A 16,180-nucleotide genomic window follows, 5' to 3' on the forward strand; every position below is an offset into this window, starting at 1 on the left:
ACCCATCCCGAACACGACCGTTAAGCCCTCCAGCGCCGATGGTACTTGGACCGCAGGGTCCTGGGAGAGTAGGACGTTGCCAAGCGCAATAAAAGAGCACAGCCTTACTGGCAGTGCTCTTTTTGTCTTTTTCGGAACCGAGTCGATATTAGAAAATGAAATTTAAGTTTAGTACTTTCTAAATATACAGTTATCTTAGCACCACTACTTCTGTATATAGCATCCCAATGTCAATTAACTTCTAAGAGCCAACTGTTTATGTTTCGTTAGGAGAAATCGTTGGAGCAGGTGGTTCGAATTGGGGACTCTGGATTCTGATCAGAAGTGATAAAAAGATCGTTAGAGCGTTCCTCTTTGGAATTTTCATTTATTTGCAATAAAATCATAGATTACACTTCCAAGAAATACAGATATTAATGTTACCACCAACGTTAACGTTAGTATTATGTTTACCGCTATTGGAGTGGCTTACCTGCCAAATAGGATAGCTTCTTGTAACTTGGCCAATCCTAATTCTGTCACTGTAATAATCCTAGTTCTTGAATCAATTGTACTTTGTACGACGTCAACGAAACTGCTTTTTTAAGATGTTCACATTCCGAGTAACCGTAGTTTGATTAAGAAGCATGGCTTCTCCTAATTCACTTATTGTAATGTCTTTTATTATTGAGGATGTTAACTGGCATAGAATATTGTGTGATTTTTAAGCAAGTACAAGACAGTAACTTATTATATACTGAATAACTACCCTTGTCGTTTTTCTAAGATTTGAACAAAAGCATGATTGCAGTAAAAGATATAGACGAGACAAATGGCCACTTAATTAAAGCATTTGATATTTTATAGTCGCAGCTGATAATGACGTTGTTTATTTCATTGTCCCTTTTAGAAAGCATTACTTTGTTTCTTTGTTTTGATAAAATCTCAATTTGTTGTATAGAAACAGTGGGTTTATCCTAGCTCATGTTATAATTTTCTCAAAATTCATGATATAAAAACAGCCTATTTTAGGCTGTTTTTGTCTCAATTGAAGTTATAACTCACAAGACTATTTATATCATCTAAATGAGACAGGCAATATCCCCGAAAACCCAGTGAAATCGGGAATTAAGGCTAAGTAAACACAAAATTATCTGTTAATGATTAATCTAAGTTTCTTAGTTTATGGTGAAAAAGGATAGCCTATTTTTTATAACAAGAAGTGAGACAAACATTATTTGAAGGAAAAATCACCTTTGCTCGGCTAAAATTTTGTTATAACATTTTTAGCTACAGGACAATCAAATATCTAACCTAAATAGTCCCGTTAAAAAGGGGCTTTTTTACTTTATGTATAGCAGGTGAAATGACCGTTTCAAGAAAAAGGTTGCACTCATTCAAATCTCATCATTGCTATTTGGAGAATGCATCTTTGGTACTTAGGCTTTAATTTACCCGAGGTATTTAGATAATTAGCAGACCTGTTTATACATTGTAATTTTTAAGTTGGGACGAAACGATCTCATCAGTTTTTTTATTTTGTTGATTAATTTCTAAGAAATATTAGATTGAAATCATATGTCTATTTCCTTGTCTAAATGGGAATACTGATTCTAAAATAGAACGGAGGAGATTAAGATTAATTATAAAGATATATATAATTTACATATTCAGCTTCTTGATGTATATGAGAGGAATCAAACGTTTCGCCATCCTTATCAAAAGGATATTAATTTTTATAAACGACAGCTTAACTTTTTTTGTGAAAATATCGTACAAAAGATTTTCGTTTTAAACCAACTAATAAAGATTTATGAGAAGAATAGAGAGCCTCAAATTAATTGGTACTCAGAGACTTATTATTCAAAACAACATGGAAATATTAAAAAAACAAATTGAGAGATGAAAAGACCAGCGAGTGGTTTCAGTTCATCGTAATTGAAACATAGATCTGCATTAAATAAACAGACAAGCCAAAGCTAAAATATTCGAGAAAAGCAAAACACAGATGAGTTCCAAGTTTGGGATTCGACTCTGTGATTTTTTTCTTATTTCACGAGCAAAATAATGTTTGAATGAGAAGAAGGATTTTATTTAATCTTGGCAGTTATATGGAGTGGATTACTTGAGTTTAAAGGCGCACTCCCTAGTTAATCAAAATCTTAAATAAGTTGAATCTTTAGCCGGTGATCTAATTCAAAAGATCTTCGGCTTTTTTGTTTAAAAGCAAATTAGACGTAGTTCAAACGGGGCAAATAATACAAGAAAAATACTGGTGCCGTATAAATGAACTTAACTTCATAGATATTAAAAAGTTGACTTAATTCGATTTCAAAAGTATAATTCAATTAATCGATTGAATAATTGATAAGTTAATTAAGGGGGATTCTATTTATGGGAGCAGTATCTTTAACAAAACAGAATTTTGAATCGAACATTAACAGCGGAGTGACACTAGTTGATTTTTGGGCACCATGGTGTCCACCTTGTCAAGTGCAACTTCCGATCGTAAATGAGCTAGCTGATGATCTGGCTGGACAAGCAACAGTAGCCAAAGTCAACGTTGATGAAGAAATCGAATTGGCTCAACAATTTGGAGTTAGAAGTATTCCTACGCTACTCTTATTTAAAGATGGTAAATTGGCTGAGACAATGGTGGGGATTGAGCAAAAGCAGGCTCTTAGAGAAAAAATTCTAGGAATGCTTAATTAACAGAGTATTCAACAAATCCATTTTTGTAATAATCATTGAAATACATCTGAAGAGAACGACGGATTTGGATTTTTCTGAACCGTCGTTTTTTTCAATTTATTAAGTGAATTCTTAAGCTAGAACCAAAATGAACGGAAAGTAAATGTTGGATTGCTATTTTATATTTGGACATACTAGTGAGTGATTCGCATGCAGGAAGGCATACCCGAAAATCTAAGGTATTGCAACAAAGAGGAGGTTCCAATGGAAAGTAGATGTCCTGAATCGGATATTAAAGAACGTTTATATCAGCAATTTGCTCGAATTGGGAAATGTTTATCCAGTGACAAAAGACTTGAGATTATGGATCTCTTATCAAACGGACCAAAATCTGTTGAAAGTTTGGCTACACAAACTGGTATGAGTGTTGCGAATGTATCCCGTCACTTACAAATTTTGCTGGAAGCAAAATTGGTTAGATTTCAAAAAAAAGGTACTTTCGTTATATATAATATTAGTGATTTATCTGTAACTCATTTTTTGTCCTCTTTATGGAATTTGTGTGAGGACAGACTCTCTGACATAAAACAGATTAAAGATGAGTTGAAAAGGCAATATGTAGGTGTTCAAAGTATCACAAAAAAAGAACTATTGGCAAAAATGAAGCAGGATAACATGGTTCTCATAGATCTCCGACCAGTTGAGGAGTATAAAACATCTCATATCCCATGTGCTATATCTGTACCTTTAGAGCAGTTGGAAGAATACCTAAAAACATTAAATAAAGCTGATGTAGAACTTGCTGCATACTGTCGAGGCCCTTATTGTTCTCTTGCATCTCAAGCTGTTGATTTTATTCAAAAACAGGGCTTCACAGCGTATCGAATAGAAGAAGGAGCCCGAGAGTGGAATGCTTACGATGGAGAATGAGGAATGAAATTTAAATAAAAGATGCAAGTGAAAAATATAGTGCTTTTAACATTTAAAGTTGGATTAAGAGAGTTGATAAAACTGAAATTTAATCATTAAATTCAACTGTTCTATTGATTTTAATGATTCGACTTAATATGACAGAACGGAATAGATATAGGATAATTTACTGGCTAACTCAACATTTTCGCTTCCTTGCGGTGTAAGATGTTATCTTTATAATCAAACAAAATCAGGTGCCTGTTTATATTAAATGGATTGACATTAAGAGATAGTTCCGATTTTGAAAAATAGCATTTCAGGAATCCACAATGTCTTCCTAGGGCGATTGCCGTTTGTTTGGGGAAAAGATTTGTCTCCAAAAGATAGCGTAATTATATTGACCGATTAATATTTTAAAGGAAAAAAAGCGGCACGTATTTTACCAAAACAGGGATTTCATGATTTGTATTTATTAGTTATTAGTAGATCCAGTTTCTCAATTAATTGAATGGAGTCAGAAAAGTAAATTAGAACAAAACTGCATTGAATAATATTGGATCTGGAGCCATTCAGTTCCGAATAACATACAGTAAGGCGGGAGATTAATGATAAATGTCCAAGAAATAACTTCAGTGAATGAAATAGATACGTTTATCCAAAATAACCGATTAAGTATGCTATATGTATCTCAAGAGGATTGTAATGTATGTCATGCAATTTATCCCAAACTAAAAGAATTACTCAACAACTATCCAGAAATAAAACTTGCGCATATAGATGCTAGTCAGGTAGAGGCGGTTGCAGGCAAATTATTGATTTTTACAGTTCCCACGATCATCTTATTTTTTGATCAAAAGGAATATCTTCGTGAAGGACGGTTTGTTCAGTTTGAACAATTAGAAGCACGATTAGAACAGTTGTACAATGCGGTATAAATTCTAAGGTAATATCAACATGAAAATAAAACTATTTAATACGATGGAGAAAAGAATGAAGAACCCCGTGATTATTATTGGTGCTGGCTTAAGTGACCTGCGAGCACTGCTATATCCGAAGATCGTATTCCACTTCAAAATTTTCCGCATTACGGAACCTATACCTGCATCTGGGGAATGGAAAAATAAATTGCCTTTGCTGGAACAGAAGCAAGTGCAGAATTTGGTGACATCTTGAAGGTGCACTTCAGTCAGCTGAACTAGTAGTCTCAAAAATCATCAATCAGATAACAAAAATACAAAACTTACAAGAAGTTGCAACGAATCTATTCATCCGTAATGAAAATAATAAATTCAAATATACAATTAATTAATTGAATATCCGACCTGTGTAAACTATACTAATGGAGTACCACTATTTTAAAACTAAGGAGGTTTATTCATGAAGAAAATGAAAGCCATGCAAATTCCAGCTGCAGGAGAAAAAATGCAGTTAGTTGAGGTACCGGTTCCGCAGCCGGCAGAAGGGCAAGTATTGCTCCGCGTTGAAGCTTGCGGCGTATGTAATGGAGATTCAATGGCCATGGGCGGTGCGGCGTCAGCATATCCCCGCATTCCTGGACATGAAGTGATAGGAATCGTTGATGAGCTTGGATCAGGCTCGTCAAAATGGAAAATTGGAGAACGTGTCGGCATTGGATGGCATGGGGGACATAGCCATGTGACCGGATTAACAATGGACGGAGGATATGCTGAATACATGGTTGCTTATGAGGATAGTTTGTCCAGTATTCCAAATGAAATTTCGGCAATGGAAGCTGCTCCATTAATGTGTGCTGGAGAAACGACCTTTAGTGCCATCAAAAATAGTAAAGCTCGCCCTGGTGATCTAGTAGCGATTCAGGGGATTGGTGGACTGGGACATCTTGCCGTGCAGTTTGCAAGCAAAGCCGGATATCGCACCGTGGCTATTTCACGAGGAAATGATAAAGAAGCTCTCGTACGTGAACTTGGAGCCCATCACTACATTGATTCGACCAAAGAAGATCCGGCTGAGGCATTACAAGCATTAGGCGGTGCTAAAGTCATCCTGGCAACTGCACCTAACGCGAAGGCCGTTTCCTCTCTGATCAACGGGTTGGGTCAAGACAGCGAGCTCATCATTGTGGCAACTTCCACTGATCCACTAGAATTGTCAGCGATGGACTTTTTGAAAGGATCTAACACGGTCAAAGGTACGTTAACAGGCGGAGCGGAAGAAATCCAAGCGACGATTAATTTCAGTGTGCTGACGGATATTCGCCCCATGATTGAGTCATATCCATTAGATCGTGCTAGCGAAGCATACGATAAAATGATGTCAGCATCGACTCGATTCCGTGCTGTCCTGAGTATTTCTGAGTGATTATATAATTACATGGGTGGGTAGCCTACGATTCACGGGTTAATAGAACCACTTGTTCAATTTGGACAAGTGGTTTTTTTTTAATGTACTGTAGGATTTACCATATGCCAGTAATACTAAAGATACTGCGTTATGTCGAACTTCGCTCAACTAACTTGTATGTTAAAGTGTTTAGCCTGTTTTTGATGTTATTCAACTTATTTTGCAAAATAAGAAATGCATTCTCAGCTTGCTGGTCGATAGGATAGTCAATCGTTGTCAAATCGAGCAAGTGAGCCACCTCTGTATTATCGAAGCCCATAATCCCCAAATCTCCCGGAATGGAAAATCCCAATCGACGCAGGGCTGTCATAAGACCAGCTGCCACTTCATCATTGGCACAAAAAATAGCATCAGGTCGGTCTTCCTGCGATACCCACCATTTAGCAAGCTCTTCCCCATCACGAACTAAAGTTTTATCTTCGAAATGAGGAAATGGATACGCCATGAGATTGTGTTTCTTAACGAATTCTGTATGGGCACGAATGCGTTCCTTTGTATTCAGTCCTTTGGACATCGGATATATGCTAAGTATTTTTCGGTAACCTTTGGAATGAAGATATTCAAGACCTGTCGAATAGGCATGAAATTGATCCATAAAGACAGAAGGAAGATTCTCCTTTTGAAGACGTTGCCATATAACAATGGGGCCATACCGGGCATAGGATTCAATGACATCCCATTCATTGGACCGTATCAAACACACGATAGCATCTAATTGCTTCCGTTTTAGCATTTCCAGGGCAATAAGCTCCTTTTCAGGTTCTCCATTCGTGATAAAAAGAGTGACGATAAATCCGTTTTTCTCAGCATAAAGAGTGAATGCACGAACAAAATTAATAATAATGGGACTAAAGGAGACCGTCATTATTCCAATCTGACAAGTTTTACCTTTTTTTAGAGAGATCGCATTAGCATTGGGGACATAATCAAGCTCCTCGATAATTTCTAAAACTTTTTGTCTGGTTAAATCACTTACGTAGCCGTGTTTATTAATTACTCGTGATACAGTTGCTGTGGATACTCCCGCTAAGCGAGCAATTTCTTGAATATTCGCCACTTCTAACCACCTCTTAAGAGAAATCATATAATGTTTCCTAAGTTTGTCTTAACTAAAAAGGACTTCAGAGCCTAATAATATTGGCCTTGAAGTCTTTTAGTTAAGAATTGGAGAAATTAATTGTTATTCGTCTGTTCTTAGAAGTCAGCTTAATGTAACTGAAAATGTTCTTGCCACTCATTCAAGCCCTCTTCCATGCGAAAAGCCGTAAAGCCTTCAGATTGTAATTTCTGCGTCGCCAGAGCTGAGTAGACACACAGTGGACCTCTACAATATGCGATGATTTCTGTGTTTTTCGGTATCTCTCTTATTAGTGCATCTAATTCTTCCATCGGCACTGAAATTGCTCCCGCAATATGATCCATGTCATACTCTTCTTTAGGACGTAAATCCACCAAAATTATTGAATCATTATTAATCTTCTCCCTAACCTCATCCATCGTAAGCGTTTGAACGTCATCAAGATTGTTTAGGAAATCGTCTTTCATTCTACTAATGTCAGGAAGTTGTTTTTCACTGATTCGCCATAAAGAGGAAAGAAATTCGATGATTTCTGGATCAGCCAAAGAATAGATCACATATACTCCTTTTTTTGTAAATTTAACCAGTTTTGCATCGAGCAGAACTTGAAGGTGGCGAGATACATTAGCAATATTCATGTCTGTGCAGGTAGCTATTTTTTCTACGGTTCTAGAACCATTGGATAGCACATTTAAGATCTCAAGACGCTTATCACTGGATAAACATTTTCCGATTCTAGCCAATTGTTTATAGAGATCTTCCTTAAAGATTTTCGCAGAGTTCAGCATATCTTCCATTATTCTCAACCTCTATTCTTGTCGTATTATAAAACGGGAATCCCCAATTCCAATCATGCATAGGAGAAGCCTTAGAATACACCTTAAACTATAATCCATAACTGAAGAATCATAATGAGGAAATTATATACTCAAAAATTGACTTTACTCATGAAATCGGCTCTTGTTCATTCAATTGAATATTAAAATTTTAACATGAACAACCCGAGTGGAGTCAAGTCAAAAGGATATAACTTGATAAAATTTATAAGAATACCCTATTTAGAAAGTTAAAAAGAAAGCCTTAAATTCTGGTTTACTCCAACATACAACGCATATGAAACATAAACTCTCACAAAAAAAGTTGACACTGCCATTGCGCTCTGTCAGCTTTTTTCATTATACAAAGATTAGTCAAACATCCGCCCCTAAATATATTTCTACAATGTGTGTCTCATTCGTAGCCATTTTCCATCCTTGTATTGACGAGCAGATTTCCTAATGCTATAATTCAATTAATCAATTGAATATTAAAAAATATGGTTATAAACAACTGTAAAAAATATCGAATTTGGAGGGATGAATATGTATAAATCTGTAATTGTTGGAACTGGTCCAGCAGGACTGACCGCAGCGATCTACCTGGCTCGTGCTAATATGAATCCGCTCGTCATTGAAGGACTTGAACCAGGAGGACAGCTTACAACAACAACTGAAATTGAGAATTATCCTGGATTTCCAGAAGGCATCATGGGCCCCAAATTAATGGATAATATGCGTAAACAAGCGGAACGCTTCGGGGCTACATTTCTTAATGGTTGGGTAAAGACGGTAGATTTGGAAAAACGGCCGTTTAAACTGGAAGTGGAGGGCAAAGGTGAAATCATTACTGAGACTCTGATCATTTCAACCGGTGCCAGTGCGAAATATTTAGGAATACCAGGCGAAACAGAAAATGTAGGCCGGGGAGTTAGTACTTGTGCCACTTGTGATGGTTTTTTCTTTCGAAATAAGGAACTCATTGTAGTGGGTGGAGGCGATACTGCATTGGAAGAAGCAAACTTTCTAACACGATTCGCTTCCAAAGTTACTGTGGTGCATCGTCGAGAAGAACTGAGAGCCTCAAAAATTATGCAAGATCGCGCTCGTTCAAACCCAAAAATTGAGTGGGCTTTAAGCAGGACCCCACTTGAAGTTGTTGCGGAAGAGCGTGGAGTGACAGGATTGAAAGTCCGGAACCATATCTCAGGCGAAGAGGAAATCCTACATGCACATGGTGTATTTGTAGCCATCGGCCATCATCCGAATACGGACTTTTTAAATGGTCAAATTGAAACGGATCAGAACGGCTATATCGTTACAGTACCCGGCACATCAATGACAAATATTTCAGGTGTGTTTGCTTGTGGAGATGTACAGGATACTCGCTATCGTCAAGCTATTACTGCAGCAGGGACTGGAGCCATGGCGGCCATGGATAGCGAAAAGTTTATCGATTCTTTGGAAAATAATTAAAACGTCGTAACCGAATAGAACGTTTTGAAGTTTCTCGGAATCTAAGGATTTTAGTGACAAGTACAAGTATTGAAAATATGGAAAGGAGCATTTTAAAATGCCGAATCAAAAAGTGAATATGAATACGGTTTGGTTCAAAGACGCGAAAGGTTTTGGTCGTATGAAAGGCGACAATTTACAAACCCAAATTGCTATCCCTGTTATGAAAGGCGGAAGTGGAGAAGGTGCTAATCCACAACAACTCCTGATGTCCTCTGCCATTGCTTGTTATGCTCTGACACTAGCGTACATGCTCGATCGCAAGAAAGTACCCGTTGTCGGGTTCTTTATGGACACAGAAGGGGACATAGCTAGAGGGGACCAACTGAGCATTACACATCGTCCGCATGTTGTTTTATCCTCGAGTGCATCAAAGGAAGATATCACTGTGGTCGAAGCATTATTTTTACAAGCAGAAGAAAAATGCCACATTGGTCAGCTGCTTGTCAAAGCAGGTGTGCCGGTAGGTACCGAAGGTAAGGTATCGATTGATGCTGGAGATGATCTGACAAGTAACTATATTGAACAACATCAATTGGAATGGTAAACCATCCATTAAAAAAGGAGATCTTAAAATGAAAAAAATTACCTCTAAATCAGAATTTGATACAGCTATCCGTTCCCCCAAAATTACAGTTGCTGTTTTTAAAGCAGACTGGTGCTCAGACTGCAAATTCATTGATCCATTCATGCCTGAAGTTGAAGAAAAATTTGCGAATGATCTGGATCTCATCGAGGTGGATGTAGATCATGTAGGGACTGTAAGTGAAGAACAAAATATTATGGGTATTCCAAGCTTTGTTGCCTATGTCGACGGTAAAGAGCTTACTCGATATGTCAACAAGCTTCGTAAATCACGCGAAGAAATAGAACATTTTCTGCAAAGTGCTGTTGAGGTATATAACAAACGTTCATAAGGGATTTTTCGCTATTTCGTATCAATATAGAAACTACTCGAAGAAGCCACGTTTACCTCAAAAAGCAATTTGGCATAAAGAACGGTACGACACCAACTTAGAAGGCCTCATTAAAAAATATGAACAAACGATCTCTAACTACATGGATAAACGTACAAATGGAAAAGAAACAAGAGGTTGGAGTCAATAAGTATCCTTCTTCTATAACCACATTTATTTTATTATCCTGAAGTGAGAAGAATGTTGCAGCAGCAAGGATTTAATTTCAAGTAATTTCATTGATGGAAGCCCAAATTACATGAAAATCAATCGCTTAAGTTAAACAAGCCCTAAGCTGAAGATGGAGCCGATTTTGGATATCTGCTCTAATGGAGGAGAGCTGTCCTATTTAACAGGCTTCTGTGGTGGTGTAGCCATAACTTGGTTCTCAGTTCATTTTATAAACGTTAGAACGAGAGTCTTTTTATATGCACTGTTAGGGATTAGATAAGTTGATTTAATTGTTGCTAATATACGAAGTCTACGTTATAGAATGACAATAATAAAACTTGGAGGTTTTTTTGTGAATAATTTTCAATCTGTTGAAGCTCTTTTTAAACCATTCGAAATGGGAAATCTCAAACTATCTAATCGTATTATATTGGCACCTATGACTCGAAATTTTTCTCCAAATGGAGTGCCAGGGGAGGATGTCGCTGCGTATTATCGTCGTAGAGCTGAAAATGGTGTTGGACTTATTGTGACAGAGGGTACGTTTATCAACCATCCTGATGTTGCATCTGAGGTGCCAGCATGGCAGGAGGACGTACCACACTTATACGGAGAAGAGGCGCTAAACGGTTGGTCAAAAGTAGTTGATGGAGTACACGAGGCCGGTGGGAAAATTTTCTCTCAAATGTGGCATATGGGTGCACGAGGCAACGTTAATGATTACTCAAAACAAGAAATTTCGGAATTGGTTGAAGCTTTCGTACAGGCAGCAGTCAATGCTAAAAAAGTTGGTTTTGATGGCATCGAGATTATGGCAGCCCATGGATTTTTAATCGATCAGTTCTTCTGGGAAAAAACAAATTCGCGTAACGATGAATACGGTGGCGACATTGTCAAACGTGCACGCTTTGCTAGTGAGGTTATCGCAGCTTGCCGACGTGCTGTTGGACCAGAATTTCCAATCGTGTTGCGAATCTCACAGTGGAAATATGATGCCTATACAGCAAAATTAGTTGAAACTCCAGAACAACTAAAACGTTTCTTAACGCCATTAGTTGATGCAGGCATTGACATCTTTCATGCCTCTCTTCGTCGCTTTTGGGAACCAGCTTTTGAAGGATCTGACTTGAATCTTTCAGGATGGATAAAAAAACTGACAGGGAAACCAACAATTACAGTTGGATCTGTCGGTCTTGACGCTGATTTTTTGGATTTCTTTGCCACCGGGGAAGAGGCTAATGGCAAAGCCAACAAGATGGCCGATTTAATCGAGAGATTGGAACGTGAAGAATTCGATTTGGTCGCAGTCGGGCGCGCATTATTGGCTGACCCTGACTGGGTAAACAAAATCCGCGATGGACGAACAGAAGAATTACTTCCGTTTACGCGTGAGGCACTAAACACATTATATTAAACGGAGTTTGAAAAATAACGAAGAACCTATATCGATTTGAAATGCACCCACTAGAATACATTAGATAAACCCTGGGTTTAACCAATGTATTCTAAGGGTTCATTTTTTTTATGGCTATTTCCCTCCATATTTTTAAAGGTTGGATTTATATAAAAGATTCATTAAATATCTGGTTATTCATGGTTTTCAAGGTGTCCCACTCTTCGTACAAAAAGTACTTGATGTCAAAAGAAAATAAAGTTCTAGACTGACAATGCTTCATTAAGCTAACGGGCAGGTTAGTGAAGAACCCCCATTAATTTAATTTGGTGGGCCTCTTATCATTGTGGTATCGCGTTAGTAAATGTTAAAAAAGGTTTTTGGTCACTTTTTGAGTTAAATGTTCTATTTTCGGCATCAACACTTCATCATCAATTGCTGTCAGCTTTTCGGGCTTAAACAACTGAATCCTCTTTAATTGAAAATAATCATATAAAACTTGTTGAACCGTGAATTGATTGGTCATCAGATATTTAACATCGAACATCCCTCTAAGAATTTCATCCTGCTTTATTAATAGCCTGCCGTTAAGTTGATTGAAAATCCCTTTTTGTTTACCTTCCTCAAAGAAAGCCAGTATCTTCTCTTCTCGCTCCTTCATAGCTTCATTAAAGCGATCAAATAAATCCGGGTAACTGGTTTCGAGGTCCTGAAGGATAATATCCGAGAAATAAACGACTAGAGATATGGTTTGTTCAAATATTTGCAAAAAACGAGTACCGAAACTTTGAACCGAATCCAAAGGGTTGTGAGTCAGTTCCTTCATGTATTCAATAAAACCATCTACGATGAACTCGACAATTTCTTCCTTGGTTGAGAAATACTTATATAAAGTCGCTCGGCTTATCTCCATTACTCTAGAAATTTCGTCCATCCGAACGGACTGAAGGCCATTTTTTCGTAAATAAGGAAGCAGCTTATTCATAAGCTTAGCTCGTGTTTCGTTTTTTTTATCTGATATCTGGCTATTCACATACAGCCCCCCTTACTTTTATTATAACCGGAATTTCGCTTTCGGCACAAACATATTTTGCAGATTATACAGAAATGATTAAAAGTGTTTACTTTGTAAATGTCTTTATGCTAAGATGTAACTCGAAGCTAAAACATATAAAAAGCGAGGTAACTAAAATGAAAACGCAAAAGCTCGGTCACAGCGATATCGTCGTTTCTTCTATTGGATTGGGTATGATGGGCATGTCCCCCGGCATATATGGCACCATTGATGATGAGGAGTCCATTAAAACCATTCATCGGGCGCTTGATCTCGGGGTAACTTTGCTTGATACTGCTGATACATATGGCAACGGCCATAATGAGGAGCTATTAGGAAAAGCGTTGAAGGGACGAAGAGAACAGGCAATTGTCGCTACCAAGTTTTCGTATGGTCCAAATTGGGAATTCATCGGAGGACACCCGGACTATGTAAAGAAAGCAATTGATGAAAGCCTTCGACGTCTTGGTCTCGATTATATCGACCTGTATTATCAACATGCGGTAGATCCTAATGTTCCAATTGAGGAGACAGTTGGTGCTATGGCTGACTTAGTTAAAGCAGGTAAAGTACGTTATCTTGGTCTTTCTAATGGCCTAAATGGATCAGTTATTAGTGCATCTACACTTCGTAAAGCGCATCAAGTACACCCTATTTCCGCAGTCCAATCGGAATACTCCATTTGGAGTCGGGAAATTGAAGAAGAAGCTCTACCTACCGTAAAAGAATTAGGAATCACCCTTGTAGCTTACAGTCCTCTAAGCAGAGGCTTTATTACGGGGGAACGTCACATGAATGAGAACTTCCAAGCTGATGATATGCGCAATCTTTTTACACGTTACAAAGGTGAGAACTTCCAAAAGAATATTAACATCGTTGATAAACTAGCGGAAATCGCCAAAGAAAAGAACTGTACGGTACCTCAACTAGCAATAGCATGGACAGTAGAAAGAGGCACATTGCCGATTCCTGGTACGAAACGCCGTAAATATTTGGAGGATAATATCAAGGCACTTGATATTCATCTTACGTCTGATGATTTTGCCCGTATTGATGCTGTTAGTCCAAATGCGTTTGGTGGCCGTTATTAATAGTAGTATCCTGTTGCGGAATAATGCTAAATATAAATCCTAATCACAGCGGATGTTGATGTAGTGCAGATTACGATCGAAGTTTTAAAAGTAAGGGAGTAAGCTAACGGGAAACGTTAGTTGAACGACAACAGCGGCAGTCTAAGACTTTATTTATCAAGTCTTAGACTGCCGCTGCTTTTATTAATGGATCAGACTAAAACTTATTTTTCAAAAGCTGACGATTCTTCAATTCAAAAACCGCGTTAAATCAATGACTCCAGTCTAATGTAGTGTAGCGCTTAGAAAAATGTAAATGAGCCCATCACCGTAATTTGGAAGCTTCTTATTTCCAATTTTACATGCAATGAGCTATTTATGTTCAGTGTAAGGCAGTGTAAGATACTGGTCGTTTATAAGACATCGTCATCTGCTAACTCATCCGCTTGGCGTTCGTAATCTTCTAAATTAGCTGGGATCTTTAATCTTACTTTATCATCGTCAAGGATTACTCCCATTTTGCTCGCGTGTTTGAAAAGATCATACGGTTCATTGTTTTTAAGGCATGAGTATAAAACTTGGGCAATCTTACCGCATACATGCCCTATTGCTTTTCTCTTCGCCATTCCTCGATCAACTAATCGCTTATAGTAAACACGAAAACTATTTTCACTTATTTTTGGAGATATTAGTAGCAAAGTCATTAAGAATAGAACTCTGCGAGTATCTCGAACACCCTCGTATGTCTGCCTACTCTTAAAAACGGATGTGCCCGAGATTTTATTCTCCGCAGCTACACCAAGGTACTTTTTAAGCTCTAAATATGTTGAGAAACGTTCAATATCACCAATAGCACCGATAAATGTACAGGCCATAGATTCACTCATGATAGGGAAGGACATAAGTATCTTTGTATAAGGATGAGGGTAATATCCTTTTTCTTTATCACCATAAAGCAGGGAAGCTATCTGTTTATCCATGCTTTTTATCGCTTCATCTATACGCAAAGCTTCTTCAATTAGCCACGTTTGCCGTTCAGCTAGGTGTGGAATATTCAAGGCTAATGTGTTGGGTAACAGTTCTGCCAAGGTCGTAGAGGCTTTCGTAGCAATAGTTTTTGCACCAATAGTTATTAGAGTTTGCCTAAGTTCATCCTGAGTTACCTTGGCCATTTCTTGAGCTGTAGGATACTTCAAAGCCAATTTGAGGACACTTAGCGCACCTGTTTTTTTAAAAGCTTGTTTAAGTTCAGGATTGGTTACAGAAAATAATTGCTGGATTTGATTCTTACGTCTTGTTAATTGAGTAGTAAGTAACCAGCGATCCCTAGTTAATGTGCGGTACAAAACCTGCTCTGCACTTGCAGGACGAACTATTCGCACCGAACGCATATCGGGATGAAGGGTTTTGTGCCATCCCATATAGGCCATGATTCTAGCATCAATTTCATCGGACTTTTCATTAAGTCCTAGCTGGCGTTCACGAAAATCCTTTACAGCTTTATTTTCAACCTGAAATATAGAATAGCCTCGATCTAACAGCACTCGAACAACCAAATATGAATAATGTCCGCCAGTTGGCTCCAGCAATACAAAGAAATCCTGAGGTTTATAACCGAATTGAGCTTGAATATCTTCTAAGGCATTGATAAACTTTGTAATCCCTTGGCTATCCGAGTTAAACTTCATTGTTTTATTGCGTTTCCATTCCTTCTCACTGCGGAACTTTTCAAATGGAATGCAAGCAGCAACATGGAAATCCGAGCCGATATCTACTCCAACATAGAAGGCGTAAAAAGCTCTAGAGTTGTCTTGGCCTTTATTAATGGTTGAATTCTTAAGCATAAAATTATTCAACTTATGATCACCTATTTGCATTCAATTAGCACCAGACTAACCAAGTTTTCTTAAGAGCTCCAAAACGGGCCCAATGTAGCATGTCAGGTTTCAGAGTCAGTGCATTACCCAAAATAAACTTAGAGGTCGAGTATTCGCCTCAACACTTTAAAGGGCTTTCTGTTATGTTCTTTCGACAGATAGAAACATTTTCCTTCTTTCTTCTGTTAAGTTCTTTGTTTACATAAAAAAAACTTGTCACATCGACAAGTTGATAATTTATCATTTTGTGCAGCGCCAAGAACATGGAGCGCCTCAGTTCTGTTAAA

14 protein-coding genes and 1 rRNA gene are annotated in these 16,180 nt (G+C 37.8%); 11 read left to right on the forward strand and 4 right to left on the reverse strand.

Annotated elements, in window-relative coordinates:
• The 6 genes from rrf to ACL9RM_RS19945 form a co-directional block, all read left to right on the forward strand.
• A 5S ribosomal RNA gene (rrf, locus tag ACL9RM_RS19920) occupies window positions 1-85 on the forward strand; the annotation flags it as partial.
• 2,288 nt (window positions 86-2,373) lie between these two features.
• A complete protein-coding gene (gene trxA, locus ACL9RM_RS19925; protein ID WP_250267898.1) occupies window positions 2,374-2,691 on the forward strand; it encodes a thioredoxin in 318 nt (105 codons plus the stop codon).
• A 243-nt stretch (window positions 2,692-2,934) separates the two neighbouring features.
• Window positions 2,935-3,600, forward strand: a complete 666-nt coding sequence (locus tag ACL9RM_RS19930; RefSeq protein WP_250267899.1) for an ArsR/SmtB family transcription factor — start codon at window positions 2,935-2,937, stop codon at window positions 3,598-3,600.
• Window positions 3,601-4,214: 614 nt separating this feature from the next.
• Entirely contained in the window at window positions 4,215-4,517 is a 303-nt protein-coding gene (locus tag ACL9RM_RS19935; RefSeq protein ID WP_422759385.1) for a thioredoxin family protein, read from the forward strand.
• Window positions 4,518-4,536: 19 nt separating this feature from the next.
• Window positions 4,537-4,755 carry a hypothetical protein gene (locus ACL9RM_RS19940; protein WP_250267900.1) on the forward strand — a complete coding sequence of 73 codons (219 nt, stop codon included), beginning with the start codon at window positions 4,537-4,539 and terminating at the stop codon, window positions 4,753-4,755.
• A gap of 204 nt (window positions 4,756-4,959) precedes the next feature.
• A complete protein-coding gene (locus ACL9RM_RS19945) occupies window positions 4,960-5,922 on the forward strand; it encodes a zinc-binding dehydrogenase (RefSeq protein WP_250267901.1) in 963 nt (320 codons plus the stop codon).
• Between the two features lie 130 nt (window positions 5,923-6,052).
• Here ACL9RM_RS19945 and ACL9RM_RS19950 read toward each other — a convergent pair whose 3' ends face one another.
• Complete coding sequence (locus ACL9RM_RS19950; RefSeq protein ID WP_250267902.1) at window positions 6,053-7,021, reverse strand: LacI family DNA-binding transcriptional regulator; 969 nt, start codon at window positions 7,019-7,021, stop codon at window positions 6,053-6,055.
• Between the two features lie 149 nt (window positions 7,022-7,170).
• Complete coding sequence (locus tag ACL9RM_RS19955; protein ID WP_023988726.1) at window positions 7,171-7,839, reverse strand: ArsR/SmtB family transcription factor; 669 nt, start codon at window positions 7,837-7,839, stop codon at window positions 7,171-7,173.
• Between the two features lie 564 nt (window positions 7,840-8,403).
• Here ACL9RM_RS19955 and trxB point away from each other — a divergent pair.
• The 4 genes from trxB to ACL9RM_RS19975 all read left to right on the forward strand — a co-directional run bounded on the left by trxB (window position 8,404) and on the right by ACL9RM_RS19975 (window position 11,913).
• Window positions 8,404-9,333: a thioredoxin-disulfide reductase gene (gene trxB, locus ACL9RM_RS19960; RefSeq protein ID WP_250261923.1), complete on the forward strand. Its 930-nt coding sequence runs from the start codon at window positions 8,404-8,406 to the stop codon at window positions 9,331-9,333.
• A gap of 97 nt (window positions 9,334-9,430) precedes the next feature.
• Window positions 9,431-9,919, forward strand: coding sequence for an OsmC family protein (locus ACL9RM_RS19965; protein WP_250267903.1), 489 nt, complete (start codon window positions 9,431-9,433; stop codon window positions 9,917-9,919).
• A 28-nt stretch (window positions 9,920-9,947) separates the two neighbouring features.
• Window positions 9,948-10,289, forward strand: coding sequence for a thioredoxin family protein (locus tag ACL9RM_RS19970; RefSeq protein ID WP_250267904.1), 342 nt, complete (start codon window positions 9,948-9,950; stop codon window positions 10,287-10,289).
• A 562-nt stretch (window positions 10,290-10,851) separates the two neighbouring features.
• The gene (locus ACL9RM_RS19975; protein WP_250267905.1) at window positions 10,852-11,913 is read left to right on the forward strand and encodes an NADH:flavin oxidoreductase; all 1,062 of its coding nucleotides are present in this window, start codon (window positions 10,852-10,854) and stop codon (window positions 11,911-11,913) included.
• A 346-nt stretch (window positions 11,914-12,259) separates the two neighbouring features.
• On the opposite strand, the gene ACL9RM_RS19980 is transcribed toward ACL9RM_RS19975, so the two are convergent.
• Window positions 12,260-12,925 (reverse strand): TetR/AcrR family transcriptional regulator, encoded by a 666-nt coding sequence (locus ACL9RM_RS19980; protein WP_250261919.1) that lies wholly within the window; start codon window positions 12,923-12,925, stop codon window positions 12,260-12,262.
• Between the two features lie 158 nt (window positions 12,926-13,083).
• Here ACL9RM_RS19980 and ACL9RM_RS19985 point away from each other — a divergent pair, with 158 nt between their 5' ends.
• Window positions 13,084-14,037 (forward strand): aldo/keto reductase, encoded by a 954-nt coding sequence (locus tag ACL9RM_RS19985; protein WP_250267906.1) that lies wholly within the window; start codon window positions 13,084-13,086, stop codon window positions 14,035-14,037.
• Between the two features lie 392 nt (window positions 14,038-14,429).
• Here ACL9RM_RS19985 and ACL9RM_RS19990 read toward each other — a convergent pair whose 3' ends face one another.
• A complete protein-coding gene (locus ACL9RM_RS19990; protein ID WP_422759392.1) occupies window positions 14,430-15,887 on the reverse strand; it encodes an IS110 family transposase in 1,458 nt (485 codons plus the stop codon).
• Window positions 15,888-16,180 lie beyond the last annotated feature (293 nt).

Source organism: Paenibacillus sp. S29, from assembly GCF_049319765.1.
GTDB classification, from domain to species: Bacteria; Bacillota; Bacilli; order Paenibacillales; family Paenibacillaceae; genus Paenibacillus; species Paenibacillus polymyxa_B.